A 22367-nucleotide genomic window follows, 5' to 3' on the forward strand; every position below is an offset into this window, starting at 1 on the left:
TGGACCGGGCGCCAGTATCACCAGCCGCGCCCGTGACTTCAACATCCGATCACCATCCAAACGGACGGATGTTCGCGAAGGTTTCCGGTCTGGACCGCGGAGAAGGCCGCGCACAACGGAGGGCCGCACCCCGGAAGGTACGGCCCTGAGCCCTGTCGATGACCGTTCTCAGCGGACCTCGGTGATCTCCGGTCCGCGCTGGAGCTGGCCCATCCCGCCGGAGAAGCGGGACTGGCCCTCGTCCTGCTGGACACCCTCGGGCACCATCTGCGCGTCGTTCGGCAGCTTCAGGACGATCGGGTCGCGGGGCGCCATCGGGCCCTCGCCGCGGACCACGACCGTGTCCCGGAAGATCTGCTCGAGCAGTCCGGCCGCCTGCGGCTGCACCGCGCCCTGCCCGGAGATCACCCCGCGCAGGAACCAACGGGGACCGTCCACGCCGACGAACCGCACGACCTGGTAACCGCCCGTGCCGTCCGGCAGCTGCACGGGCACCTGCGCGCGCAGCTCCCAGCCCAGCGGTCCCTCGACCTCGTCGACGATGCCGCCCTGCTGGGTGATGCCGCTGCCGATCTCCTCGCGCACCTCGCCCCAGATGCCCTCGCGCTTGGGCGCGGCGAAGGCCTGCAACTGGATGGCGCTGTCGTGCAGGACGACGGTCGCCGCGACGATCGCGTCGCCCGCGACCTCGACCCGCAGCTCCATGCCCTCGACGCCGGGCACGAACATGCCGCCGAGGTCCACACGGCCCTCGGCCGGCTCGCGCACCTCGGAGCCGTCCCAGGGCCCGTCGGGCCGCGGTCCGGGCTCGAGCCTCACACGCTCGCGCTCGCCCTCCACGTCTACGTCCGCCTCGGTGTCGACGCTGTCGACGACCTGCTCGGCCTCGCCGGCCGCGTCCTCGGCGGCACCCTTCTTCTTGCGACGTCCGAACACGTCACTGTCCTTCCCGGTCGGATACGACCGAAGCGTATCGATTCCCACCCGCCGGTCCGCCCAAGGCGGCCCGGCCGTTCGTGCCGCTCGCGCCGTCCACGGCGGCGTGGCCGCCGGTGGACCCGAAGCCCCCCTCGGCCCGCGCCGAGCCGGGAAGCTCCGCCACCTCCTGGAAGCGGACCCTCTCGACCTGCTGGACGACCAGTTGGGCAATCCGGTCGAAGCGCTCGAACCGCACGGACTCGCGCGGGTCGAGATTCACCACGATCACCTTGATCTCCCCACGGTACCCGGCATCAACCGTCCCCGGGGCATTCACGAGGGCGACACCACAGCGGGCGGCGAGTCCGGATCGCGGGTGCACGAAGGCCGCGTACCCCTCCGGGAGCGCGACAGACACACCCGTGGGCAGTACGGCCCGCTCCCCCGGCGCCAGTTCGCACGCCACGGTGGTGCGCAGATCGGCACCCGCGTCACCGGGGTGCGCGTACGCCGGAAGCGGTACGTCGGCGTCGACACGCCGGATCAGGACGTTCAGGGGCTCACGGCTCACGGGTTCACCTCGAAGGCGCGGACGCGACGGACCTGGTCCGGGTCGTTCATGGCGGCCTGGATCTCCCGTTCGCGGCCGTGATCGACGAAGTGGTCGACCTTGACCTCGACGAAAAGGGCCTCGGCGCGGACGGCGACCGGCCCGTCGGGGCCGCCGACGCGTCCGGTGGCCCTGGAGTAGATCTTCCGTCCGGCCACCGCGGTGACCTCGGCCTCCAGGTGCAGGGTGGTGCCGACCGGCACCGGGCGCACGTAGTCCGTCTCCAGCCGCCCGGTCACGGCGATCGTCCGCAGCAGCCAGTTCAGCGAGCCGAGGGCCTCGTCGAGGGCGGTCGCGAGGACCCCGCCGTGGGCGAGACCGGGCGCGCCCTGGTGGGCGGGCTGCACGGTGAACTCGGCGGTGATGCGGACACCCTCGCCGGCCCGTGCCTGGAGGTGCAGCCCGTGCGGCTGCTCCCCGCCGCAGCCGAAACACGCCGCGTAGTGCGAGCCGAGGAGTTCGCCGGGCGCGGGGGCGTCGGGGTGCCGGACCGGATCAACGGCGTCGGGCGGGGGCTGAAGAGCTGCGGAACTACCATTCACAGGCGCAGACCTTACCCGCGCGTCGGCGTGCGCCCGACACCGTGCCAAGCTGGGTTCATGCAGCTTTCCGCCCTGCCGTACGAAGAACGCCTCACCGCGCCCCGTTCCTGGTGGCTGATCAGCCTTCTGATGGGCATCTCCTGCGCCCTGATCCTGCTTCCCTTCGGCACCCTGCCGATGCTGGGCGGCCTGGTCGGCGGCACCGCGGCGGCGGCGGTCGTGGTGAGCTCCTACGGCTCGCCGCGCATCCGGGTCGTGGGCGGTCTGCTGATCGCGGGCGAGGCGAAGATCCCGGTCACGGCGCTCGGCGAGGCGGAGGTGCTGGACGCGGAGGAGGCGCGCGCCTGGCGCACCCACAAGGCCGACACCCGCGCCTTCCTGCTGCTGCGCGCCTACGTTCCCGGGGCGCTGCGGGTCATGGTCACCGACCCGGAGGACCCCACGCCCTACCTGTACCTGTCGACGAGGGAGCCGGAGCGGCTGGCCCAGGCGCTGAGCGCGGCGCGGGCGGCCGCGGAGACCGAGGCCGCGTAGCCCGGGGCCGCAGCTCCGTACGGGTGTTCCTGGGCGGGGCTCGTCAGCTCCCGAGTTCCCCGGAGCCTCCGGTGGTGTCCGGGCCTTCAACGCCGCCGAGGCCGTGGTCGGTGTCCTGGAGCGGCAGCGGACGCCCGGGCTTCTCCAGGGGCGGCAGCGGGGGCAGTTCGTCCCAGGGGACCTGGATCTTGCGCAGGTCGGCGCGGATGCGGGCGGCGACCCTCCTGGTCTCGCGCCGGTTCATGACGGCACCGGCCGCGGCGCCCACCATGAAGGGCGTCAGCTTGGGCAGGCCCCGCGCCGTCCGCTTCATGATCTGCCGGCGCAGCTGGTGCCTCATCCTGCCCCCGAGGGCGATGTCGATCGTCGACGGATTCCGCACGTCGATCCGGCGCTCGTGCGACCAGACGGTCAGATACGCGGTACTGCGGGCCTTCAGATTTCCGGGGGGCCGTACCCCGTACACCTCGTGGAGTTCCGCGATCAGCTTGAGCTCGATCGCCGCGACTCCGGTGACCTCCGCGGCCAGCTGGGTCGGCATCGCGGGCGGTACCGGCAGCATCGCCGCAGCCCCGACGCCCGCTCCGACCGTGGATGAGGCGCCCGCCGCACCCGCCACCAGCTTGTCCGCGAGCTGTTCGGGCCCGAGGCCCGGGAACTGCCGGCGCAGCGCGGTGAGGTCCCGTACGGGGATCCGAGGGGCCATGTCGATGACGCGGTCGGTGACGTACGAGAGGGCCGCCCTGGCGTGGCCGCCGCTTACGCGGGCGCCGTCTCCGGCCGCCTTCCCGGCCTTCCGGGCCCGGTGCCCGATCGCCGCGGCCTGCCGCCGGGCCACGGGCGCGGGTCCACCCGCCGGGACGGCGGGGTCACCGCGCCCGGAGACCGATGCGAGCACGGGCGATCCCGCCGATCCGTTCGGGTCGGATGTACGGGATGGCCCTCGCTCGTCGTCACGCGCGCCGTGGGAGCCGTCGGACGGCCCCGAGTCCGCTCCCCCGCTGGGGGTGCGGCGCTTCCAAGGAGGGGTCGAGCCAGTCACGGCCGACCCTGCCTCAGTCGCAGTCGCGGCAGATCGGCTGACCGTTCTTCTCCCGGGCCAGCTGGCTGCGGTGGTGCACCAGGAAGCAGCTCATGCAGGTGAACTCGTCCTGCTGCTTGGGCAGCACCCGGACGGCCAGTTCCTCGTTCGAGAGGTCCGCGCCGGGCAGTTCCAGGCCTTCGGCGGCCTCGAACTCGTCGACGTCCACGGCGGAGGTCGACTTGTCGTTCCGCCTGGCCTTCAGCTCTTCCAAGCTGTCCGAGTCGACGTCGTCGTCGGTCTTGCGTGGGGTGTCGTAATCGGTTGCCATGTCGCTCTCCCCCTCTGGGTGTATGCGGTGTCTCCAGCGCACGTAACGCGTGAGAGGCCGGACTTGTGCCCGACCTGAGGCGGAGATTTTGCCTCACATCAAGGTCTGTTACTCAATCGACACCCAACCGCACTCCTCAAGAGTGATCGGCTTGGATGGCGATCGGGACCGTACACGGTCCGGATGCCCCGCTCCAAAGCGGTCCCACCGTGTACTTCCCGTGATCATGCCCCCTGAAAACCGGGATTTTTCCGGCATTTCCAAGGCTCGCGTGGCCACGGAGAGTAGATGGCTGGAAAACCGCCCATGTGATCGATCACACACGGTGAAGCCGGGAACGGCCCCGGGAATTTCCGCGCAAAGCGAACATCCCCGTGTGTCGGCGCAATGATCTCAGATCGGCAGGGCCACCCGCATCACGAGCCCACCCCCCTCACGCGGCTGGGCCGAAATGTGTCCGCCGTGCGCCCTCGCCACGGAGCGGGCGATGGACAGGCCCAGGCCGACGCCCTTGTCGCTGCCGGTGCGCTCGGTACGCAGCCGCCTGAAGGGCTCGAAGAGGTTGTCGATCTCGTACGCCGGGACGACCGGTCCGGTGTTCGTGACGACGAGGATCGCCTGACCGTGCTGGACGCCCGTGACGACCTCCACCCACCCCTCTTCGGCCACGTTGTACCGCACCGCGTTCTGCACCAGGTTCAGGGCGATCCGCTCCAGCAGCACGCCGTTGCCCTGGACGACCGCCGGCTTGCGCTCGCCGCGGATCTCGACCCCCTTGGCCTCCGCCTCCCCGTGCACCTGGTCGATGGCCTGCGAGGCGACCTCGGCGAGGTCCACCGGCTTGCGCTCGACGATCTGGTTGTCGCTGCGGGCGAGGAGCAGCAGGCCCTCGACGAGCTGTTCGCTGCGCTCGTTGGTGGCCAGCAGGGTCTTGCCGAGCTGCTGGAGCTCCATCGGCGCGTGCGGGTCGGAGAGCTGCACCTCCAGGAGCGTGCGGTTGATCGCGAGCGGTGTGCGCAGCTCGTGCGAGGCGTTGCCGACGAAGCGCTGCTGGGCGGTGAAGGCCCGCTGCAGCCGCTCCAGCATGTCGTCGAAGGTGTCCGCGAGCTCCTTCAGCTCGTCGTCCGGGCCGTCCAGCTCGATCCGCCGGGACAGGTCGGAGCCGGCCACGGCGCGGGCGGTGCGGGTGATCCGGCCGAGCGGGGACAGCACGCGGCCGGCCATCGCGTAGCCGAACGCGAAGGCGATCACGGCGAGGCCGAGCAGGGCGAGGAGCGAGCGGCTGAGCAGACTGTCCAGGGCGACCTGGCGCTGGTGGTCGATGCAGGCGCTGATCGCGGCGTTGAACTCCGACAGCGACAGGTTGCCGTTGTCGACGCCCGGACAGTCGGTGCTGGTGACCCTCAGGGCGTTGAAGTCGACGATCTTGAACAGCGGTTGGTTGCCGTTGCGCAGGGCCTGCGCGGCGAGCAGGTAGATGATCGACAGCAGCAGGATGCCGGCGATCAGGAACATGCCGCCGTACAGCAGCGTCAGCCGTATCCGGATGGTCGGGCGCAGCCACGGGAAGGCCGGCTCCGGCCTTCTGGGGTCCCAGGTGGGTTTCGGGGGCGCCTGGGGCGGCGCCGGGGTCGCGGCCACGGCGGATCAGATCCGGTAGCCGGAGCCGGGCACGGTGACGATCACCGGGGGCTCGCCGAGCTTGCGCCGCAGCGTCATCACCGTGACGCGCACGACGTTGGTGAACGGGTCGGTGTTCTCGTCCCAGGCCTTCTCCAGCAGCTGCTCCGCGGAGACCACGGCGCCCTCGCTGCGCATGAGGACCTCCAGGACCGCGAACTCCTTCGGTGCCAGCTGGACCTCCCTGCCGTCGCGGAAGACCTCGCGGCGGTTGGGGTCGAGCTTGATCCCGGCGCGCTCCAGGACGGGCGGCAGGGGCACGCTGGTACGCCGGCCCAGGGCCCGCACGCGTGCCGTCAGCTCGCTGAACGCGAAGGGCTTGGGCAGGTAGTCGTCGGCGCCGATCTCCAGGCCCTCGACACGGTCGCTGACGTCGCCTGAGGCGGTGAGCATCAGCACGCGCGTGGGCATGCCCAGCTCGACGATCTTGCGGCAGACGTCGTCGCCGTGCACCAGCGGGAGGTCCCGGTCGAGGACGACCACGTCGTAGTCGTTGACGCCGATGCGCTCCAGGGCGGCCGCACCGTCGTACACGACGTCGACGGCCATGGCCTCCCGGCGCAGTCCGGTGGCCACCGCATCGGCGAGCAGCTGCTCGTCCTCGACGACGAGTACGCGCACGTCTTGTCCTTCCTGTGTCCACCCGCGTAGCGCCGCTCGGGGCGCACGCCGGCAGGGGTCTTCGTGAGTGTGTGCTTCCATCCTGCCCTTTTCGGCCGTAAGTCGGCGGTAAGCCGTGGAAGCGGCCGGTGGACAAGAGGCGAGCGGCGGGCGAAGAGGCCGCGAATCCCGAATTTTCTCGTCCGGTCGAGGTTTCCGCCGCGAGGAGTCGGGGGAGGACGGGTTTACACCCCGCGATCACGCTCTGCATGTGCCGCAGCACCATGCGGTACTCCGCGATCCGCTTCCGCAGAGTGGGTGTGGGTGTCCAGCGCCGTCGCCGCCCGGTCGGGCAGCGCCGGGCACCTGCTGAGACGTGATCGCCCCTTCCGAACGGCACACCCCCGTGCCACCGACCCACCGACCCAGGACGAGGGGGCGCAAGCATGGACGCATTCACCGCAGGACTTCTGCAGCGCATAAAGGCGACCGAGTCCGATCTGACGCGGGCTCGTGACGAGGGCGACGACTTCCTCGTCGAGGTCGAGCTGGCCGAACTCGACGACCTGCGCCGCCTCGCCGCCGAACACGGTGTGGAGGTCGGCGTGTCCGGCGTCTGACGAGCCTGCACGCGCACAGCGGGACCCCGGCGAATCCAGCGCCGGGGTCCCGCTGTGCGTTGTGCTCCTGCCGTGCCCTCAGTCGTGCCAGGCGCCGTACTCCTCCAGGAGGCTCTGGAGGGGCTCGAAGACGCCCGGGGTGGCCGCGACCGTCAGCTCGCGGGACGGACGCTCTCCCGGGCGGCCACCCGTCACGACGCCCGACTCCCTGGCGATCAGGTCGCCCGCGGCGAAGTCCCACGCGTTCAGACCGCGCTCGTAGTAGCCGTCCAGACGGCCCATCGCCACGTCGCACAGGTCCACCGCGGCCGAGCCGCTGCGGCGTATGTCGCGCAGCAGCGGGATCAGCCGGCGGGCCACGTCGGCCTGGTGGGCGCGGACCTCGGCGACGTAGTTGAAGCCGGTGGCGACCAGGGCCTGGTCCAGGGGCGGCGCGACGCGGCAGGCCAGCTTGCGCTCGCCGGCCCAGGCTCCGGTGGCCCAGGCCCCGCGGCCGCGCACGGCGTGGAACGCCTCGCCGCGCATCGGGACGGCCACGACCCCGACGACGGCCTCGCCGTCCACCTCGGCCGCGATGGAGACGGCCCAGGTCGGCAGTCCGTACAGGTAGTTCACGGTGCCGTCGAGCGGGTCGATCACCCACCGGACGCCGCTCGTGCCCTCGACGGAGGCGCCCTCCTCGCCGAGGAAGCCGTCGTCGGGACGCCGGTCGGCGATCAGGCCGGTGATCAGCTTCTCGGCGGCGATGTCCATCTCGGTGACGACGTCGATCGGGCTGGATTTGGTGGCGGCCACCACCAGGTCCGCCGGGCGGCCGTCCCGCAGCAGCTCTCCGGCGCGTGCGGCCGCCTGGCGGGCGAGTTGCAGCAGTTCCGCGGGCAGGGTGTCGGTCACGGGGTTCCTCACGCGTAGGGGCTGTCGGCGCCCGCGGCGGCGGGCCGGGGCGTGCGGGCCGGGCAGCAGCCCACCGGGCAGAGGTTGTGGTCCGCGCCGAGCGAGCCCAGGGCGCACGGCGTGACCTGCTGTCCGCGCTCGGTGGCGGCACGCTCCACGATCAGGTCGCGGACGGCGGCGGTGAACCGCGGGTCGGCGCCGACGGTGGCGGAGCGGCGTACCGGAAGGCCCAGTTCCGCGGCCTTGGCCGTGGCCTCGGTGTCGAGGTCGTACAGGACCTCCATGTGGTCGGAGACGAAGCCGATGGGCGCCATGACGACGGCCGGGGCCCCGGCGGCGTGCCGCTCCTCGAGGTGGTCGCAGATGTCGGGCTCCAGCCACGGGATGTGCGGGGCACCGGAGCGCGACTGGTAGACGAGCTGCCAGGGGTGGTCGACTCCGGTGCGCTCGCGGACCGCGTCGGCGATCAGCCGCGCCACGTCCAGGTGCTGGCGGACGTACGCCCCGCCGTCCCCGTGGCCGGGGACCGGGCCGGAGGTGTCCGCGGCGGAGATCGGGATCGAGTGGGTGCAGAAGGCGATGTGCGCGCCGTCGCGGACGTCCTCGGGGAGGTCGGCGAGCGACTCCAGCACTCCGTCGATCACGGGCTGGAGGAAGCCGGGGTGGTTGAAGTAGTGCCGCAGCTTGTCGACCTTCGGCAGGTCCAGGCCCTCGGCCTCGAGGGCGGCGAGCGAGTCCGCGAGGTTCTCGCGGTACTGGCGGCAGCCGGAGTAGGAGGCGTAGGCGCTGGTGGCCAGGACCAGGATGCGGCGGCGGCCGTCGCGGACCATGTCCCGCAGCGTGTCCGTCAGGTACGGGGCCCAGTTGCGGTTGCCCCAGTAGACCGGCAGGTCGAGGCCGTGGTCGGCGAAGTCCTTGCGCAGGGCGTCGAGCAGGGCGCGGTTCTGGTCGTTGATCGGGCTGACCCCGCCGAACCGGAAGTAGTGTTCGCCCACTTCCTTCAGGCGCTCGGTGGGGATGCCGCGCCCGCGCGTCACGTTCTCCAGGAACGGGATCACGTCGTCCGGGCCCTCGGGGCCGCCGAACGAGAGCAGGAGCAGGGCGTCGTACGGGGTGGCGTCGAGCACGTCAGGCATGCCTCGATCCTGCCACCCCGCACCCACGGGCGGGATCCCGGCCCGTTGGGGGGAAGGTCGCGGCAGCCGGTAGGGGGTGGTGCGCCGGAGTCGTCCGGTCCGTAAGCTGTATCAGCTTCCTTCACGCCTTACCGGATCCGCGGAGTCCCTGTGCCCAGCCCGTACCGTGCCCTGTTCGCCGCTCCCGGCTCCAAGGGTTTCTCCGCCGCGGGGTTCCTCGGCCGGATGCCGCTGTCGATGATGGGCATCGGCGTGGTCACGATGATCTCCCAGCTGACCGGGCGCTACGGGCTGGCGGGCGCACTGTCGGCCACCATCGCGCTGGCCGCCGCGCTCCTGGGCCCGCAGATCTCCCGGCTGGTCGACCGGCACGGGCAGCGCCGGGTGCTGCGCCCCGCGACGCTCGTCGCGCTGACCGCCTCGGCGGTCCTGCTGTTCGCGGCGCACTTCCGGTGGCCGGACTGGGTGCTGTTCGTCTGCGCGGCCGGGATCGGCTCCGTGCCCAGTCTGGGCGCGATGGTCCGCGCGCGCTGGGCGGCCCTGTACCGGGGGACGCCGCAGCTGCACACCGCCTACTCGTTCGAGTCGGTGATGGACGAGGCCTGCTTCATCTTCGGGCCGATCGTCTCCATCGGGCTGTCCACGGCCTGGTTCCCGGAGGCGGGGCCGCTGCTGGCCGCCTGCTTCCTGGCGGTGGGCGTGTTCTGGCTGACCGCGCAGCGCGCCACCGAGCCCGCGCCGCACCCGCGCGAGCACCACGGCGGCGGTTCGGCCCTGCGTGCGCGCGGGCTCCAGGTGCTGGTGTCGACCTTCGTGGCGACCGGGACGATCTTCGGGGCGGTCGACGTGGTCACCGTCGCCTTCGCCGACCAGCAGGGACACAAGGGCGCCGCGAGCGTCGTGCTCGCCGTGTACGCGGCGGGTTCCTGCACGGCGGGCGTCGTGTTCGGCCTGCTGCGCTTCGCGGGACCGCCCGCCCGGCGCTGGCTGCTGGGCATCTGTGCGATGGCCGTGAGTATGATCCCCCTCCTACTGGTCGGAAACTTGCCGTTCCTGGCCGTGGCGCTGTTCGTTGCGGGCCTGTCCGTCGCTCCCACGATGATCACGACGATGGCCCTCGTCGAAGAGCACGTACCACGCTCGCACCTGACCGAGGGCATGACCTGGGTGAGCACCGGGCTCGCGGTCGGGGTGGCACTGGGCTCCTCCGTGGCCGGCTGGGTGATCGACGCGGCCGGGGCGCGGGCCGGGTACGGGGTTCCGGCGGTGTCCGGGGCCGTCGCGGTCGCGGTCGGTTTCCTCGGGTACCGCCGGCTCAGCAGGCCGGCTCCGCGGCGGGGAGGCTTCGTTGAGCAGCACGACGAGCGCGAAGAACGGCACGTGGCGTAACTGGGGCGGCAATGTCGGCGCGCGCCCCGGGCGGGAGGTCACGCCGGCGACGGTGGAGGACGTCGCCGCCGCCGTGCGGAGGGCCGCCGAGGACGGGCTGAGGGTGAAGGCCGTCGGCAGCGGTCACTCCTTCACGAGCATCGCCGCGACGGACGGCGTCATGATCCGCCCCCAACTGCTGACCGGCATACGCGAGATCGACCGCGAGGCCATGACGGTCACCGTCGAGGCCGGCACCCCGCTCAAGCGGCTCAACGCCGCTCTCGCGCGCGAGGGCCTCTCGCTCACCAACATGGGCGACATCATGGAGCAGACGGTGTCCGGGGCGACCAGCACCGGCACCCACGGCACGGGCCGCGAGTCGGCCTCGATCGCCGCCCAGATCAGGGGGCTGGAGCTGGTCACGGCGGACGGCTCGGTACTCATCTGCTCCGCGAAGGAGAACCCGGACGTCTTCGCGGCCGCCCGCGTCGGTCTGGGCGCGCTGGGGATCGTCACGGCCATCACCTTCGCGGTGGAGCCGATCTTCCTGCTCACCGCCCGCGAGGAACCGATGAGCCTGGACCGGGTGCTCGCGGAGTTCGACCGGCTCTGGGCGGAGAACGAGCACTTCGAGTTCTACTGGTTCCCGCACACCGGCAGCACCAACACCAAGCGCAACAACCGTAGCGCCGGACCGGAGCAGCCCGTGGGGCGGCTGGCCGGCTGGTTCGAGGACGAGTTCCTCTCCAACGGCGTCTTCCAGGTGGCCAACTGGGTCGGCCGCGCGGTGCCCGCCACCATCCCGTCGATCGCCAAGATCTCCAGCCGCGCGCTGTCCGCACGGACGTACACCGACATCCCCTACAAGGTCTTCACCTCGCCGCGCCGGGTGCGCTTCGTGGAGATGGAGTACGCGGTGCCGCGCGAGGCCCTGGCCGACGCCCTGCGCGAGCTGAAGGCGATGGTCGACCGCTCCGGACTGCGGGTCAGCTTCCCGGTGGAGGTGCGCACCGCGCCCGCCGACGACATCACGCTGTCCACCGCCTCGGGCAGGGACAGCGCGTACATCGCGGTCCACATGTTCCGGGGCACCCCCTACCAGCGGTACTTCACGGCCGCGGAGAACATCTTCACCGCGTACGAGGGCCGGCCGCACTGGGGCAAGATCCACACCAGGGACGCCGACCGGCTCGCCGCGGTCTACCCGCGCTTCGGGGAGTTCACGGCGCTGCGGGACCGGCTGGATCCCCAGCGGCTGTTCCAGAACGACTACTTGCGGAGGGTGCTGGGGCCGTAGCGCTCGCGCCGGGCGCCGGGGCGGTGGTGCCGGCGTCGGACGGCCTGCCCGACCCGGTGCCGTCGGTGCCCGCGCTCCCGGTGTCCCCCGTGCCGCCGCCGTTCCCGCTGTCCCCCGTGACCTCGGGTGTGGGCGCCGGGCTCACCCCTGTACCTCGGTCGGGGCTGCCGGAGGCGGCATCGCCCGGCATTGCCCCGTCCCCGGTCCCGGCTCCCGGCGTCCGCGTGGGCGAGGAGGTGGGAGCCGGCCCGTCGGGCGTCACGGACGGGGTGCGGTGGCCGGTCACGGCGTAGCCGACCGTCGTCCCCCTGCCGCCGCTGAAACTGTCGCCCGACACCAGTTCGTAGGCGGTGATTCCGGCCATGGTGACCCCGAAGACCAGGGCGGCGGCGAGCACGGGCCGCTTCCAGCTCTTGATCCGGGCCCGGTAGACCGTCCCTTCGGTGAACTCGCCCACCGGCGGCGGGGTCCGCCCGGCGGGGGCGCTCGCCGGGGCGGGTACCGGTCCCGGGGAGGCGGCCACTCCGCGCAGTTGCTCGCCGGTACGCCGGAAGAAGTGCTGGAAGACCGAGCCGCCGCAGGTGGCCAGGACGCTGACGACACCGGCCCCGAGGATCGTGCCGTAGACGCCGAAGTACGAGGCGAGCTTCGCGGCCACCACCGCCGCCACGGCGCTGCCCGCGACCTGGGCGACGCTCAGCTCGATCCGCCTCCTCCTCACCTCCTCCCCGGCACTCGGCTCACTCGGCTCACCACCGTCATCGAACCTTCCACGCATTACCGGACCTTGCCTGCCTCTGTCGGACACAGCCGCATCTTTCGCATGTGATCGGCCGACTGCACGAGAAAGGGACGTACGGACGAAACCGTTAGTTCCGTTTGCGGTGAATAAGTGAAGTTCGCCACGGGCATGATCGAAGAACCGGTCGAGGGCGGCCGAGTACCGCCTCTGGCGAGAAGTTGGGCGGCGCGCCAATCCACGCACGTGGCCCGAATGGAGTACCGTAATGAGCCCTGGGCCCGGCCTCCCTTCGGGGTGTCCGGGACCTTGCTGGACCGCCGGGAGGGGGCTGGTTGCACAGGGTGACGGAGCTGGTCACTTAGCGTTGTAAACAGGTAACCGTGCCATAACGGCGTTCCAGGGCCCGTGCCCGACACGCCGGGCAACTCGGCAAGGTTGTGGCAGGCTGCACCCGGGCAGGCCACACTCGACTAGCGGAAGCAGCGACGCACGTGACGTCGGCAGGCACCACCCGGGAGGTTCCCATGCCCGAACTGCGTGTCGTGGCCGTCTCCAATGACGGCACACGGCTGGTGCTCAAGGCTGCGGACAGCACGGAGTACACGCTTCCGATCGACGAACGGCTCCGCGCCGCCGTGCGCGGCGACCGTCCCCGCCTCGGCCAGATCGAGATCGAGGTGGAGAGCCATCTCCGCCCCCGCGACATCCAGGCCCGGATACGAGCCGGAGCGACCGCGGAAGAGGTGGCCCAGCTCGCCGGCATCCCCGTCGACCGGGTACGGCGCTTCGAGGGCCCCGTGCTCGCAGAGCGCGCCTTCATGGCCGAGCGCGCCCGCAAGACTCCCGTCCGCCGCCCCGGTGAGAACTCCGGTCCGCTGCTCGGCGAGACCGTCCAGGAGCGGCTGCTGCTGCGCGGCGCCGAGAAGGAGACCGCCCAGTGGGACTCCTGGCGCCGTGACGACGGCACCTGGGAGGTCCTGCTCGTCTACCGGGTCGCGGGCGAACCGCACTCGGCGAGCTGGACGTACGACCCGCCGCGGCGCCTGGTGCAGGCCGTCGACGACGAGGCCCGCGCCCTGATCGGGGAGTCCGACGACCTCGGCTCCCCGGAACCCAGCTTCCCGTTCGTGCCGCGCATCGCGCGTCTGCCGCGCGAGCGTTCCTTCGACCGGGACCGCGACCGTCCCGCGCTGCCGGGACAGGCGCCCGAGCCCGCCGAGGAGAGCGTGGGCGAGCGCGACACGCTGACCAGCCTGCTGGAGGCGGTGCCGAGTTTCCGCGGCGACCTGGTGGTGCCCGAGCGCGCGCCGGAACCCGTGGAGGAGCCCGAGGAGGACCTGGTGGCCGAGGAGCCCCCGGCCCCCGCGGCCTCGGCCGGGTCCGCCTACGCGGACGTCCTCATGCCGCGCTCCGTCACCAGCCACCGCGACCGCCTCACCGGCGCCACCGACCGCCAGGCCGAGGCGGACGGGGTCCGGCCCGGCCGCCGGGCCGCCGTACCGAGCTGGGACGAGATCGTGTTCGGCACGCGCCGCAAGAAGCAGGACTAGTGCCCCGACAGGCAACGTCTGCCCCGTCGCGACGCCCGGCACGCCCTCTCGCCGCACCGGCCGAAAGCCCAAGTACGTCCAGTACGAGGACTTCCGGCCGGCACTCCCCCAAGCTCTTCGAGCAGGGGGGACCCCCAGAGCACGCACCGGACGCCGCTCCTTTACGGGCAAACGTTGCCTGCCGCGGCACTGGCAAGGCCGTACGAGGCTGGAGGGCCGCGCCCGTCGGGTGCGGCCCTTCCTCGTGCGCGTTCCTCGTGGTCGTACCGGCTGACCGGCCGTCACCCCCTAAGGGTGGCCGGCCGGCCGACGTCCGGTCACTGCGGGTCCGGCCCCACCGCGACCGGCCGGGACGGGTCCGAGGACCACTCCGACCACGAGCCGACGTACAGGGCCGCAGGGATCCCGGCGACGGCCAGCGCCAGCACCTCGTGCGCGGCGGAGACGCCGGAGCCGCAGTAGACGCCGACGTCTCGTCCGTCCGCCGCGCCCAACGCCGTGAACCGTCCCCTGAGTTGCGCGGCCGGCAGGAACCTGCCGTCCGGGCCCGCGTTCTCGGTGGTCGGCGCGGACACCGCGCCCGGGATGTGACCGCCCACCGGGTCGATCGGCTCCACCTCGCCCCGGTACCGCTCCCCCGCGCGCGCGTCGAACAGCACTCCGGACCGCGCCAGCGCCGCGGCCCCGTCGGCGTCGAGCAACGGCAGCGCGCCGGGCTTCGGCGAGAAGTCGCCCTCGGCCGGCTCAGGCACGTCGGTCTCCAGGGGGCCCTCCCAGGCCGCGAGGCCGCCGTCCAGGACCCGCACGTCGGGATGCCCGGTCCAGCGCAGCAGCCACCACGCGCGGGCCGCCGCCCAGCCCTGGCCGCCGTCGTAGACGACGACCGGCCGGTCCGCGGACACCCCGGCACGGCGCATCGCGGCGCCGAACACCTCCATGTCCGGCAGGGGATGACGGCCGTTTCCGCCCGGCGCCGAGGCCAGTTCGCGGTCCAGGTCGACGAAGGCGGCACCGGGGATGTGCCCGGCCGCGTGGGCGGCGCGCCCGTCGAAGGGCGCCGCGCCCGCCGCCGTGGCCAGGCTGAGCTGCCAGCGGACGTCGAGCAGCACCGGCGGCCGGGGCTCCGCGAGGGCGCTCGCGAGATCGGATGCGGAGATGATGGCGTTCATGGCCACCATCCTTGCGCACGGGGTGGCCACGGCGTCCAGGTCCGGCTACTCTGCTCGGCCGGACAGGTCCGATCACGATGCGTACGGGATCGGCCACATGCTGTACAGCCGATCGGCATCCTTCGGTAAGCGCGGCGAAACGGGCGGGACACCGCACACCGGGCACCCTCCGGACGGGCCCCTGCCCCACGGGCGCTTCGGGATGCGCCCGAGCGCGCCCGGCACGGGTGGCGGAGCGTCGGCTCGGGGTCCGGAGAACGGAATCGAGGCGGCCGTCGCAGGGGCCGAGGGGAAGGTGACGATGACCGAGGCACCGGAGCCTGGCGTCCCGAACGGCCGGGCACAGGCACGCCACAGGCCCGGCACACCGTGCCGGGTGAGCCTGATGGCGCACGGGTTGGCCGCCGCCCAGGCCTTCTACGCGGAGTTCTTCGGCTGGGAGTTCCAGCCCGGGCCGAGCCGGCTCGGCCCCTGTGTGCGGGTCCTGCTGAACGGCCACGAGGTGGGCGGCATCGGGCAACTGCCGCCCGGCCGACGCCTGCCCGTGGCGTGGACGCCCTATCTCGCCTCGGACGACGTGGATCTGACGGCCGAAACGGTACGGCTGTGCGGCGGCACCATCGGGGTGGGTCCGCTGGATGCGGGCGGCATCGGACGGCTGACCATCGGTTCGGACCCGTGGGGTGCGGTTTTCGGCCTGTTGCGGGCCCGGTCACACCCGGGCTCGGAGACCACCGGGCCGCCCGGCACGCCCGTGTGGCACGAGCTGCTGACCTACGAGACCGCGGGCGCCGCCACGTTCTACAGCAGGCTGTTCGGCTACGAACGGAAGCCGGACGGCTCCGCCGACGTCGACCGCGTCACCCTGCACCTCGACGGCCGTCCGGTCGCCGGAGTGCACGGGGTGGGCCGGGCCCTGCCCCGCGACCGGGGTCCGCACTGGACGACGTACTTCGAGGTCGCCGACACCGACGAGGCGACCGAACGCCTCGTCGCCCTGGGCGGCCAAGTCCTCACTCCCGCGCGGGACACCGCCCTGGGCCGCGTGGCCACCGTGGCTGATCCCGAGGGGGCACGGTTCGCCCTGATCCAGGGATCGCGTTGACTCCGGCAAGCCGTGTTGACGGCAGGTGTCGCTCAGAAGAGTGATACCGGCAGGACATCCAGTGACAGCGCCGCGGCGCGGGCCTGGGCAGCCGTCGTACGGCGGCGGTGCCGCGACGAGGGTGACTCCCGGCTTCGGCCGCAGGTTCAGACGCGCGGCGATCCGGAAGCGCGGCTCATCACTGGGATCATCCGATCACAAGCTCTCACTCCGCGAGAGCCGGCGGTGTTCATCGAAGGGTTGCTGGGATCACTACGAATAGCACTGAGTCCTCGGCCGTCGCTTCCGGCCTCCTCTGGTTCAAGAGCAGCTACAGCGGAGCCGAAGGCGGGCAGTGCCTAGAGGTCGCGGCTGCTAGGGCAGTTGTGCGCGTCAGGGACTCCAAGGCCGTCGCCGGGCCCATCGTCACGGTCTCGCGGGAGGCGTGGGCGGGGCTTGTCGGGCTGGCCTCGTCGGAGCGGTGCGTCTGACGCAGCTCTGGGCGCTCGGTCAGTCGGCGGTCACGGGCAGTACGTCCGGCGACAGCGCCGCCGCGCGGGCCGAGGCGGCCGTCATGCGGCGGCGGTGGTGGCGGCGGCACAGCACCTCGTAGCCGATCTCGTCCGTGGAGCGGGTCACGTCGCCGACGAAGACCTGGGCGCCCTCGAGCACCATGACGCCGCCCACGGTACGGGCGTTGTGGGTGGCGCGGGCGCCGCACCAGCACAGGGCCTCGACCTGGAGGACCTCGACGCGGTCGGCCAGTTCGACCAGGCGTTGCGAGCCGGGGAACAGCTTGGAGCGGAAGTCCGTCGTGATGCCGAAGGCGTAGACGTCCATCTCCAGGTCGTCGACCACGCGCGCGAGCTGGTCGATCTGCTCGGGCGCGAGGAACTGCGCCTCGTCCGCGATCACGTAGTCCGCGCGCCGGCCCTGCGAGAGGTGGTCGACGATGTAGGCGTACAGGTCCACGCCGTCCTCGACCTCCACCGCGTCGGTCACCAGGCCGAGGCGTGAGGACAGCTTGCCCTCGCCGGCCCGGTCGTCACGGGTGAAGATCATGCCCGTCAGTCCGCGCGCGGAGCGGTTGTGCTCGATCTGGAGAGCCAGTGTCGACTTCCCGCAGTCCATGGTTCCGGAGAAGAACACCAGCTCGGGCATGGGCAGTTGGGCACCTTTCGGTGAGTGTGGAGGACGGTGGTGTACAGCGAAAGGGGAAGGGCTCAGGAGCGTACTTCCAGCAGCGGGACCAGCTGCTCGGCAGGGGTCATCGAACCGTGGTTGCCGACCATCAGCGACTCCTTCGGCTCCTGCTCGGAGGCGATGAGCAGGACGTCGTCGCGGGCGGCGGCGACCACGTCGCCGATCCGCGCGTACACCCGCTCGTCGACGCGCGGCCCGAACCAGCCCGCCGCGAGGGCCTCGTCCCGGGAGGCGACCCAGAACTGCTCGCCGAGCACCTCGCGCCAGCAGGTGAGCACGTCGTCCTCGGCGCCCGGCACCGCGTACACGTGCCGCGCGCGTCCCTCGCCGCCGAGCAGGGCGACGCCCGCGCGCAGCTCCCAGTCCTCGTCGAAGTCGATGCGGTGCTGCTCGTCGAACGGGATGTCGACCATGCCGTGATCGGCGGTGACGTAGAGCGCGCTGTGCGGCGGCAGCTGCTCGGCCAGGCGCTGGACGAGCCGGTCGACGTGCATCAGCTGTCCGCGCCAGGTGTCGGAGTCGACGCCGTAGCGGTGGCCGGCGCCGTCGAGTTCGGAGTAGTACGTGTAGACGAGCGCCCGGTCGGCGGCGGCGAGCTGCTCGGCCGCGACGTCCATGCGCTCCTCGCCGGTCAGCCGCCCCAGGAACGTGCCGCCGCTGAGCGCGACCTTGGTCAGCGGGGTGTTCTGGAAGGCCGGGGAGGACACCTGGGCGGCGTGCACGCCCGCCTGCTGGGCGAGCTGGAAGACCGTGGGGTGGGGCTGCCAGGCGCGCGGATCGCTGTACGGCTGCCAGCGCAGCTGGTTCATCAGCTCGCCGGTGGCCGGGTTGCGCACGGTGTAGCCGGGCAGTCCGTGCGCGCCCGGGGGCAGGCCGGTGCCGACGGAGGCGAGCGAGGTCGCCGTGGTCGCCGGGTACCCGGCGGTGATCGGGCGGCCGGTGCCGCCGCGCGAGCTGCCGAGCAGGGAGGTCAGGTAGGGCGCGTCCCCGGGGTGCGCCTTCAGCTGCTCCCAGCCGAGGCCGTCGATCAGGAAGACGCAGGCGCGGTCGGCGGGGGCCAGCTCGCCGAGCGCTGCCGTCATCCGCGGTACGCCCATGCCGGCGGCCAGCGTGGGCAGCAGGTCGGCGAGTGAGCCGGTTCCGTACTCGGGGACGGGTGCGGTCTCGACGGCCAGCGGCTCCGGGTGGCCCCAGGCGGTGGCGGCGTCGTCGGGGGAGAAGGGACGGGTCATCAGCGGGTCGGGTCCGCGGTGGCCTCGGAGATGGACTGCGCGAACGCGAGTGCCTGCCGCACCGTCTCGGGGCCGTCGCCGGCCTCGCTGACGCGCAGGCTGAGGTCGTCCGCCGTCGAGTTGCCCGTGTAGCCGTGGTCGGCCTCGCAGTTGGGGTCGCCGCAGGCAGCGGGCTCCAGGTCGATCCGGGACACGGCGCCCCAGCCGATGGTCAGCACGATCTCCCGCGGCAGCGTGCCCGGCGTGTACTGCTCCGGGTTGGCGACCACGCGGCTGACCACGACCGACGAGATCCGGTCGAGCTTCACCGACTCCGTGGACGTGGTGGCGTACGGCGTCGGGGAGGTGCTGTCGGCGGCCTGCTCGTCGGTGTGGCTGACGATGAAGCGGTTGCCGGTGAGGACGAGCACCGTCACGTGCCGCCGCACCTCGTTCTGGTCGAACGTGGTCTCCTGGTGGACCAGGTACGACCGGATGGGCTCACCGCCCACGGCGGCCTCCACCGCCTCGGCCACGAGAGCCGGGTAGTAGCCGCTGCGTTCGATCGCCGAACGCAGCCCCTGGGTCGTCGTACTGGTCTTGGCCATGCCGTCCATCCTACGGGGGCGCGCTGACTGCGAGGCACCGCTCCTGGGCGGGGAACCGCGGTCAGTACACCGGGAGCGTGCGCGGGCCGAGGTCGTCGCGGGCGGGCGGTGGTGCCAGGCGCACGGTGGCGTCGAGGACGCTCAGCCCGCGCGGGGCGACGACGACCGGCTCCAGGGTGACGGCGACGACCTCCGGGTGGTCGTGCACCAGCCGTGACACGCGCAGCAGCAGCTCCTGCAACGCGGGGGTGTCGACCGGGGCCGAGCCGCGCCAGCCGAAGAGCAGGGGTGCCGTGCGGATGGAGCGGATCAGGGAGGTGGCCTCGCGGTCGGTGACCGGGATCAGCCGGTGCGCCATGTCGCCGAGCAGCTGGGAGGCGACCCCGGCGAGCCCGAAGGAGAGCACCGCGCCGGCCGCCGGGTCGATGACCGCGCGCACGACGGTGTCGACCCCTCGGGGTGCCATCGCCTGCACCACCGGCCGCAGCTCCTGGGGCTTGCCGAAGAGGTCGGTCAACTCGGCGTAGGCCCGGCGGAGTTGATCCTCGTCGGTGAGGTCGAGGCGTACGCCGCCCAGGTCGGCGCGGTGCCGCAGGTGCGGGGCGGTGGCCTTCAGGGCGACGGGGTAGCCGAGGGCGCGGGCGGCCTCCGCGGCGGCGTCGGGGGTGGGGGCGGGCAGGGCCCGGCGCACGTGGATGCCGTACCGGCCGAGCAGCTCGCAGGTCTCCTCCGTGCCGAGCGTGAGGCCCTGCCCGCGCTCGAGCAGTCCGCCGATGAAGGCGGCGGCGCCCTTCTCGTCGATGTCCTCGTACTCCGGCACCTTCCCCGGCTCCGCGGCCTCCCGCCGCCACTGGCCGTACCGGACCGCCTCGGCGAGGGCCCGCACGGCACGCTCGGCGGCGGGATAGGCGGTGATCAGCCGCGGCCCGGTGGGGGCCGGCTCGGGCCCGGCACCGCCCGCCGTCACACCCGCGGGACCTGCGCCCCCGGCCGCGGCCCTGTCGGGCACGGCAGGGGACGGCCATCGGGAGCCGGGGCGAACCTGCGAGCCCGTGGCGGAAGCTTGGCCCGGACCTCGCCGAGGTCCTGTTGTGCATGCCTTTGGACCTGTGCCGGTCTCGGGATTCGGGTCTGCCAGGGATGCCCGGCCCGCCTGGTGCCCCGGACCCGCCGGGGATGCCGAGGCAGGCCGGGGTGTCGTGGGAGGTGGCAGGAGGGGGGTCGCTCCCGGATGGGGGCCCGGGCCGGGGGGCGGGGCCGTGCTGGTGGCGGCGGAGAGGGCTTCCGCCAGGCCGCCGAACTCGACGTGCACGACCAGGACCGGTTTGCCGGGGACCTCCTGCGCGGCCGAGCGCAGCGCCTCGGCCAGGGCCGAGTCCTCGGCGGCCCCCTCCCCCAGCGCCGGTATCAGCGTGACGACCACCGCGTCGGCGGTCTCGTCGGCGAGCGCCCGGGACAGCGCGACCCGGAAGTCCTCCGCCGACGCCGCCGTCGTCAGGTCCCGCGGCGGCTGGGGGCGCAACCCCTCCGCGAGGCAGCGGTCGTAGGTCAGCACTCCCAGCGACTCGGAGTTGCCGAGGATCGCCACCCGCGGCCCCGGCGGCAGCGGCTGCCGGGCGAGCAGCAGGCCGGTGTCGACCAGTTCGGTGATGGTGTCGACCCGGATCACGCCGGCCTGCCGCAGCAGCGCGGACACCGTCGCGTGCGGCAGCCGTGTCGCGCGCACCGCGTGCCCCTGCGGGGCGGAGCCCGCGCTCTGCACCACGACCAGCGGCTTCACCGCCGCCGTACGCCGGGCCAGGCGGGTGAACTTGCGCGGGTTGCCGATGGACTCCAGGTACATCAGGGCGACGTCGGTGTCGGGGTCGTCGTACCAGAACTGCATGACGTCGTTGCCGGAGACGTCCGCCCTGTTGCCGGCCGACACGAAGGTCGACACGCCCGTGACCCCGGTGACCCCGCCGCCGCGCCGGTGCAGCCGGGACAGCAGCGCGATGCCGATGGCCCCGGACTGGGCGAACAGCCCGATGCGGCCGGGCCGGGGCAACTCGGGGGCGAGGGAGGCGTTCAGCCGGACGTCCGGCGAGGTGTTGATGATCCCGAAGGTGTTGGGCCCGATGATCCGCATGCCGTACGTGCGCGCCCGCCGCACGAGGGCGCGCTGCCGCTCACGTCCCTCGGGGCCGCTCTCCGCGTAGCCCGCGGAGATCACGACGAGCCCCTGCACCCCGTGCTCGCCGCACTCGGTGACGGCGTCCGGGACGCACTCGGCCGGCACGGCGACGACGGCGAGGTCCACGGGCCCGTCGATGTCCCGCACCGAGCGGTGGGCGGGCACCCCGTCGATCTCCTGGCAGTCCTCGCCGAAGGCCCGGTTCACGGCGTGGAGCCGGCCCGTGAACCCGGCGTCGCGGATGTTGTCGAGGATGCTGCGGCCCACGCCGCCGCGCGTGCGGCCCACTCCGATGACGGCGACCGAGCCGGGCACCAGGAGCCGCCGTACCGACCGTCCCTCGGCCCGCTGCTCCCGCGCCCGCTGCACGGCCAGCGAGCGGTCGGTCGGCTCGATGTCGAACTCCAGGTGTACGACGCCGTCCTCGAAGCTGCGCTTCTGGATGTACCCGGCGTCCGTGAACACCTTGATCATCTTGGTGTTGGCCGGAAGCACCTCGGCGGTGAAGCGCCGGATGCCGCGTTCACGGGCGACGGCCGCGATGTGCTCCAGGAGCGCGGAGGCGACCCCGCGTCCCTGGTGGGCGTCCTGCACCAGGAAGGCGACCTCGGCCTCGTCGGAGGGCGCCGAGGCGGGCATGCCGTCCGCGCCGATGCGGTCGTAGCGTACGGTGGCGATGAACTCGCCGCCGACCGTGGCCGCGAGTCCCACCCGATCCACGAAGTCGTGGTGCGTGAAGCGGTGGACGTCCTTCGCGGAGAGGCGCGGGTAGGGCGCGAAGAAGCGGTAATACTTGGATTCGTCCGACACCTGTTCGTAGAAGCTGACCAGACGGCCGGCGTCATCGGCGGTGATGGGGCGGATCCGTGCGGTGCCACCGTCGCGCAGCACCACGTCGGCCTCCCAGTGGGCGGGGTACTCGTGCCGGTCCGGCGAGGTCTGCATGGGGCCCAGCGTACGGCTCGCGTCCGACACCGGCGCGAGGCAGTCTGTGGAGGACACACGTCGGACCGAGGCCGCGGTCCGACGCCACCCGGAGCGGCGCACACCCCCGCTCCGGGCTCGCTCCACGT

The 22367-nt window shown here is 72.6% G+C and carries 22 protein-coding genes; 7 read left to right on the forward strand and 15 right to left on the reverse strand.

The window, feature by feature from the left end:
* Positions 1-168: 168 nt before the first annotated feature.
* From ACFY3J_RS16815 to ACFY3J_RS16825, 3 genes are read right to left on the reverse strand one after another with little or no spacing between them, the layout of a single operon-like run.
* Entirely contained in the window at positions 169-936 is a 768-nt protein-coding gene (locus tag ACFY3J_RS16815) for a DUF3710 domain-containing protein (RefSeq protein ID WP_384177379.1), read from the reverse strand.
* A 1-nt stretch (position 937) separates the two neighbouring features.
* Positions 938-1489: a dUTP diphosphatase gene (gene dut, locus ACFY3J_RS16820; RefSeq protein ID WP_384177381.1), complete on the reverse strand. Its 552-nt coding sequence runs from the start codon at positions 1487-1489 to the stop codon at positions 938-940.
* Positions 1486-2070 (reverse strand): PaaI family thioesterase, encoded by a 585-nt coding sequence (locus ACFY3J_RS16825; RefSeq protein WP_390841106.1) that lies wholly within the window; start codon positions 2068-2070, stop codon positions 1486-1488. The genes dut and ACFY3J_RS16825 overlap by 4 nt, the downstream gene beginning before the upstream one ends.
* Positions 2071-2127: 57 nt before the next feature.
* Here ACFY3J_RS16825 and ACFY3J_RS16830 point away from each other — a divergent pair, with 57 nt between their 5' ends.
* Positions 2128-2604, forward strand: a complete 477-nt coding sequence (locus tag ACFY3J_RS16830; RefSeq protein ID WP_384177385.1) for a DUF3093 domain-containing protein — start codon at positions 2128-2130, stop codon at positions 2602-2604.
* 43 nt (positions 2605-2647) lie between these two features.
* Here ACFY3J_RS16830 and ACFY3J_RS16835 read toward each other — a convergent pair whose 3' ends face one another.
* The 4 genes from ACFY3J_RS16835 to ACFY3J_RS16850 form a co-directional block, all read right to left on the reverse strand.
* Entirely contained in the window at positions 2648-3646 is a 999-nt protein-coding gene (locus tag ACFY3J_RS16835; protein WP_390841107.1) for a hypothetical protein, read from the reverse strand.
* Between the two features lie 13 nt (positions 3647-3659).
* Positions 3660-3956: a DUF4193 domain-containing protein gene (locus ACFY3J_RS16840; protein ID WP_005481602.1), complete on the reverse strand. Its 297-nt coding sequence runs from the start codon at positions 3954-3956 to the stop codon at positions 3660-3662.
* Between the two features lie 393 nt (positions 3957-4349).
* A complete protein-coding gene (locus ACFY3J_RS16845; RefSeq protein ID WP_390841108.1) occupies positions 4350-5597 on the reverse strand; it encodes a sensor histidine kinase in 1248 nt (415 codons plus the stop codon).
* Positions 5598-5603: 6 nt separating this feature from the next.
* Positions 5604-6257: a response regulator transcription factor gene (locus tag ACFY3J_RS16850; RefSeq protein WP_028424348.1), complete on the reverse strand. Its 654-nt coding sequence runs from the start codon at positions 6255-6257 to the stop codon at positions 5604-5606.
* 425 nt (positions 6258-6682) lie between these two features.
* On the opposite strand from ACFY3J_RS16850, the gene ACFY3J_RS16855 reads away from it, so the two are divergent.
* Positions 6683-6856: a hypothetical protein gene (locus ACFY3J_RS16855; protein ID WP_019981855.1), complete on the forward strand. Its 174-nt coding sequence runs from the start codon at positions 6683-6685 to the stop codon at positions 6854-6856.
* 78 nt (positions 6857-6934) lie between these two features.
* Here ACFY3J_RS16855 and ACFY3J_RS16860 read toward each other — a convergent pair whose 3' ends face one another.
* Complete coding sequence (locus ACFY3J_RS16860) at positions 6935-7750, reverse strand: inositol monophosphatase family protein (protein WP_384177393.1); 816 nt, start codon at positions 7748-7750, stop codon at positions 6935-6937.
* An 8-nt stretch (positions 7751-7758) separates the two neighbouring features.
* Complete coding sequence (locus ACFY3J_RS16865) at positions 7759-8886, reverse strand: ferrochelatase (protein ID WP_390841109.1); 1128 nt, start codon at positions 8884-8886, stop codon at positions 7759-7761.
* Between the two features lie 150 nt (positions 8887-9036).
* Between ACFY3J_RS16865 and ACFY3J_RS16870 the strand changes: the two genes are divergently transcribed.
* A complete protein-coding gene (locus ACFY3J_RS16870) occupies positions 9037-10275 on the forward strand; it encodes an MFS transporter (RefSeq protein ID WP_390841110.1) in 1239 nt (412 codons plus the stop codon).
* Positions 10235-11554: a D-arabinono-1,4-lactone oxidase gene (locus tag ACFY3J_RS16875; RefSeq protein WP_390841111.1), complete on the forward strand. Its 1320-nt coding sequence runs from the start codon at positions 10235-10237 to the stop codon at positions 11552-11554. The genes ACFY3J_RS16870 and ACFY3J_RS16875 overlap by 41 nt, the downstream gene beginning before the upstream one ends.
* On the opposite strand, the gene ACFY3J_RS16880 is transcribed toward ACFY3J_RS16875, so the two are convergent.
* Positions 11478-12332, reverse strand: coding sequence for a hypothetical protein (locus ACFY3J_RS16880; protein WP_390841112.1), 855 nt, complete (start codon positions 12330-12332; stop codon positions 11478-11480). The two genes, ACFY3J_RS16875 and ACFY3J_RS16880, sit on opposite strands and share 77 nt — an antisense overlap.
* A 488-nt stretch (positions 12333-12820) precedes the next feature.
* Between ACFY3J_RS16880 and sepH the strand changes: the two genes are divergently transcribed.
* Positions 12821-13846 (forward strand): septation protein SepH, encoded by a 1026-nt coding sequence (sepH, locus tag ACFY3J_RS16885; protein WP_384177403.1) that lies wholly within the window; start codon positions 12821-12823, stop codon positions 13844-13846.
* A 317-nt stretch (positions 13847-14163) separates the two neighbouring features.
* On the opposite strand, the gene ACFY3J_RS16890 is transcribed toward sepH, so the two are convergent.
* The gene (locus tag ACFY3J_RS16890; RefSeq protein ID WP_390841113.1) at positions 14164-15015 is read right to left on the reverse strand and encodes a sulfurtransferase; all 852 of its coding nucleotides are present in this window, start codon (positions 15013-15015) and stop codon (positions 14164-14166) included.
* A 301-nt stretch (positions 15016-15316) separates the two neighbouring features.
* Here ACFY3J_RS16890 and ACFY3J_RS16895 point away from each other — a divergent pair, with 301 nt between their 5' ends.
* Together ACFY3J_RS16895 and ACFY3J_RS16900 are read left to right on the forward strand one after the other, a co-directional pair.
* Entirely contained in the window at positions 15317-16120 is an 804-nt protein-coding gene (locus ACFY3J_RS16895) for a VOC family protein (RefSeq protein WP_390841114.1), read from the forward strand.
* Positions 16121-16368: 248 nt separating this feature from the next.
* Positions 16369-16590 (forward strand): DUF397 domain-containing protein, encoded by a 222-nt coding sequence (locus tag ACFY3J_RS16900; RefSeq protein ID WP_390841143.1) that lies wholly within the window; start codon positions 16369-16371, stop codon positions 16588-16590.
* Positions 16591-16609: 19 nt separating this feature from the next.
* On the opposite strand, the gene ACFY3J_RS16905 is transcribed toward ACFY3J_RS16900, so the two are convergent.
* The 4 genes from ACFY3J_RS16905 to ACFY3J_RS16920 all read right to left on the reverse strand — a co-directional run bounded on the left by ACFY3J_RS16905 (position 16610) and on the right by ACFY3J_RS16920 (position 22239).
* The gene (locus tag ACFY3J_RS16905) at positions 16610-17260 is read right to left on the reverse strand and encodes a thymidine kinase (RefSeq protein ID WP_390841115.1); all 651 of its coding nucleotides are present in this window, start codon (positions 17258-17260) and stop codon (positions 16610-16612) included.
* A gap of 62 nt (positions 17261-17322) precedes the next feature.
* Complete coding sequence (locus tag ACFY3J_RS16910; protein WP_384184251.1) at positions 17323-18534, reverse strand: alkaline phosphatase family protein; 1212 nt, start codon at positions 18532-18534, stop codon at positions 17323-17325.
* A complete protein-coding gene (locus tag ACFY3J_RS16915; protein WP_384184254.1) occupies positions 18534-19130 on the reverse strand; it encodes a DUF5998 family protein in 597 nt (198 codons plus the stop codon). The genes ACFY3J_RS16910 and ACFY3J_RS16915 overlap by 1 nt, the downstream gene beginning before the upstream one ends.
* Before the next feature lie 52 nt (positions 19131-19182).
* Positions 19183-22239: a GNAT family N-acetyltransferase gene (locus tag ACFY3J_RS16920; protein ID WP_390841116.1), complete on the reverse strand. Its 3057-nt coding sequence runs from the start codon at positions 22237-22239 to the stop codon at positions 19183-19185.
* Positions 22240-22367 lie beyond the last annotated feature (128 nt).

Source organism: Streptomyces sp. NPDC001231 (genome assembly GCF_042896885.1).
GTDB lineage: Bacteria > Actinomycetota > Actinomycetes > Streptomycetales > Streptomycetaceae > Streptomyces.

What these genes read in the sequence shown, in the direction of transcription:
- ACFY3J_RS16895 (WP_390841114.1), top strand. Translation starts at nt 15,317, where the DNA reads ATGACCGAGGCACCGGAGCCTGGCGTCCCGAACGGCCGGGCACAGGCA.
- ACFY3J_RS16920 (WP_390841116.1), bottom strand. Translation starts at nt 22,239, where the DNA reads ATGCAGACCTCGCCGGACCGGCACGAGTACCCCGCCCACTGGGAGGCC.
- ACFY3J_RS16890 (WP_390841113.1), bottom strand. Translation starts at nt 15,015, where the DNA reads ATGAACGCCATCATCTCCGCATCCGATCTCGCGAGCGCCCTCGCGGAG.
- ACFY3J_RS16855 (WP_019981855.1), top strand. Translation starts at nt 6,683, where the DNA reads ATGGACGCATTCACCGCAGGACTTCTGCAGCGCATAAAGGCGACCGAG.
- ACFY3J_RS16840 (WP_005481602.1), bottom strand. Translation starts at nt 3,956, where the DNA reads ATGGCAACCGATTACGACACCCCACGCAAGACCGACGACGACGTCGAC.
- sepH (WP_384177403.1), top strand. Translation starts at nt 12,821, where the DNA reads ATGCCCGAACTGCGTGTCGTGGCCGTCTCCAATGACGGCACACGGCTG.
- ACFY3J_RS16830 (WP_384177385.1), top strand. Translation starts at nt 2,128, where the DNA reads ATGCAGCTTTCCGCCCTGCCGTACGAAGAACGCCTCACCGCGCCCCGT.
- ACFY3J_RS16905 (WP_390841115.1), bottom strand. Translation starts at nt 17,260, where the DNA reads ATGCCCGAGCTGGTGTTCTTCTCCGGAACCATGGACTGCGGGAAGTCG.
- ACFY3J_RS16910 (WP_384184251.1), bottom strand. Translation starts at nt 18,534, where the DNA reads ATGACCCGTCCCTTCTCCCCCGACGACGCCGCCACCGCCTGGGGCCAC.
- ACFY3J_RS16915 (WP_384184254.1), bottom strand. Translation starts at nt 19,130, where the DNA reads ATGGACGGCATGGCCAAGACCAGTACGACGACCCAGGGGCTGCGTTCG.
- ACFY3J_RS16880 (WP_390841112.1), bottom strand. Translation starts at nt 12,332, where the DNA reads ATGCGTGGAAGGTTCGATGACGGTGGTGAGCCGAGTGAGCCGAGTGCC.
- ACFY3J_RS16865 (WP_390841109.1), bottom strand. Translation starts at nt 8,886, where the DNA reads ATGCCTGACGTGCTCGACGCCACCCCGTACGACGCCCTGCTCCTGCTC.